This is a genomic window from Deinococcota bacterium (assembly GCA_030858465.1).
Lineage (GTDB): Bacteria > Deinococcota > Deinococci > Deinococcales > Trueperaceae > JALZLY01.
Genome location: JALZLY010000191.1, coordinates 1 through 2,536 on the forward strand (window position 1 = coordinate 1; position 2,536 = coordinate 2,536).

2 protein-coding genes are annotated in these 2,536 nt (G+C 64.6%); one reads left to right on the top strand and one right to left on the bottom strand.

What is annotated here, in order from left to right; all coding sequences use genetic code 11:
• On the bottom strand, positions 1-1,205 hold a 1,205-nt coding region (locus M3498_09760), incomplete at its 3' end, for a hypothetical protein (protein ID MDQ3459567.1).
• Between the two features lie 279 nt (positions 1,206-1,484).
• Here M3498_09760 and M3498_09765 point away from each other — a divergent pair.
• Positions 1,485-2,435, top strand: coding sequence for a TRAP transporter substrate-binding protein (locus M3498_09765; protein ID MDQ3459568.1), 951 nt, complete (start codon positions 1,485-1,487; stop codon positions 2,433-2,435).
• Positions 2,436-2,536 lie beyond the last annotated feature (101 nt).

The following is a 2,536-nucleotide window of genomic DNA, read 5'->3' on the forward strand; positions in this document are numbered from 1 at the left end:
AGGCCGCCCTTGGTGACGAGCAGGCTGCCGTGGAGTTGGCCGCCCGAGAGGCGACCGACGGGCACCAGCGGGAAGATCTCGCCGCGCATCTCTAGCGAACGGAAGGTGAAATGCGATAATACGCTCGAGGCGGTCCGGCCACCGGAGATAACAAAAGCGTAGGGCGCGGGCAGGCTTGTTAAGAGGCGCACCACTGCCGCCGCCAGCTCCTCTAAGGCCTCGTCGATATCTTCCTTGCGAGCATCCGCCGTGAGGATGAGCACCTCGGCAGCCCGTGCTTTACCAAGCACCAAAGCGTCAAAGTGTAAGTCAAGCGCCAGCACGCCCGGATGCGCGCGGCACAGGTGCGCCACCTGCTTTTCTGTCGGCGCCGAGCGCGAGCCCAAGACGACGAGAACAGGCGAAGGCTGCTGCGCCGCGGGCCACAGTCCCCGCAGGATGCCCAGCTTGACGAGCTGCGCCAGGTAGGGGCCGCTGTCGACGACCACCGCGCCCTTTAGCCAGGCCTCATAGGTCCAGCTTGCCAGCCTCTTCAGGTCGGCGTCGCTGAGGGCGTCGGCAACAACCGCCTCGTCCTTGCCGGGCGCGGTGACGGCTGCGGGCGGTGTGGCGCCGCGGACGGCGTAAAGGCTCAGCAGGCTGAGGGCGCAATACCCCACCTCCTCGAGCAGGCCCGGCAGGTAGCTGCGCGCCAGCCCGCCAGACGCGTCTGCAAACTCGTCTGTAAACGCATCTGTAAACGCATCTGCAAACGCATCTACAGTGCCCTTGTGCCAAGGATTTATAAGTTGGTAACCGCCGACGGTGACGCGTCCGGCCCTGGGAAAGGCGGGCGCGACGAGGGTGGGGCCGTGGTCCGGGAGCGCGCCCTTTAGCGCCCGCAACTCTGGCACGAGGTGGCCCCGCAGCGTCGAGTCAAGGCGCTTACCCCAGAGAATAGCCCTGCCCCCAAGCCGCCGCTTCAAGGCGCCGACGCTTTTGTAGAGGCGCTCGCCGGCCAGATTTTCGCCGGCGTCGCGGCTGGCGAGGTTGACGATATAAGCCTGCCCCTCCTGGGATACGCCGTCAAGGCGGTCGTGCTCGAGAACCTGCACGGCCCGCAGCCCTGCCTCATAAAAGAGCGAGGCGCTGCTGTTGGCGCCGCTCAGGTCATCGGCGAGATAGACGATGACGGGTCCTCCAGCGGCTAAAGAGGAGGGACTCATCTCAGCTCCCGCGGCTGAGCACCACAGCGTCCGGCGCCGGCGTCACCTCTTGGGGACCGGCGCCTTTTCGTAGCGCTAGCGTTAGCTTGACAGCTCATCAGGCATCTGATAGCATCTTGCCACACGCAAGCGGGTAGGTCAATCATGGCTACGCCGAGGAATGGGGGTCGCCGCGTGGCATTTCAAAGGGAACAAACGTGCTACCGCTACAGATGCAAACACAGATGCAAACATTAAGGGAGGAACACCGGCATGATGAAGCTTAACGTTTTGACGGTTATGGTGGCTGCTTGTTTCATGGGCGGCCTAACGTACGCGCAGACGATGACCCTGAACCTTGGCTACTCGCTCTCGCCCGACTCGCACTACGGCGCCGGAGCACAGGCTTTTGCCCAGGAGATCGACCGCTTGAGCGAGGGCCGCATCACAATCGTCGAGCAGCCCGCCAACGCGCTCGGCGGCGAGCGCGAGATGATCGAGGGCCTGCAGATCGGCTCGGTCGATATGGTAATCACCTCGACCGGCCCCGTCGGCAACTTCGTCCCCGAGGTCTTGGTCCTGGACCTGCCCTTTCTCTTTCGCGACTACGAGCACGCGCGCGGCGTTTTGGACGGCCCTATCGGCCAGGAACTCTTAGAGAGGTTCCCCGAGCGCGGCATTGTCGCTTTGGCCTGGTCCGAAAACGGCTTTCGCCACCTCACCAACAACCGGCGCGCGGTGAGGTCGCCCGAGGACCTGCAAGGGCTCAAGATCCGCACCATGGAAAACCAGGTGCACATCCGCGCTTTTCAGGCGGCGGGGGCGGCGCCCACGCCGATGGCCTTCCCCGAGCTCTTTACCGCCTTGCAGCAGGGCACCGTCGACGGCCAGGAGAACCCCATCCCGGTCATCACCTCGGCCAACTTCCAGGAGGTGCAGCGCTACTTGAGCCTGACCGGCCACGTCTACTCGCCGGCGCTGGTCTTGATCTCGCCCTTTGTCTGGGAGCGGCTGTCCGAAGAGGAGCAGGGCTGGTTCAAGGAGGCGGCGCGGGCCTCGGTCGAGGCGACCCGCGACAGGGTGACCGAGGTGGAAAGGGAGGGCATCGAGGCCCTGCGCGCCGCCGGCATGGACGTGACCACCGACATCGACATCGCGCCCTTCCAGGCGGCGGTAGCACCCGCCTATGAGGACTTCACCAGGCAGTACGGCGACGAGCTCTTGGAGCGCATCCGCACCTACGGCGAATGAGGCAACGGGTCGAACCTGCCAAATCCTGTCCCTGGGCGCATGTTCAGGGACAGGATTTGCTTGTCGCCTCGATGATAAGCCTCCCGTAATGATCAGCGCCT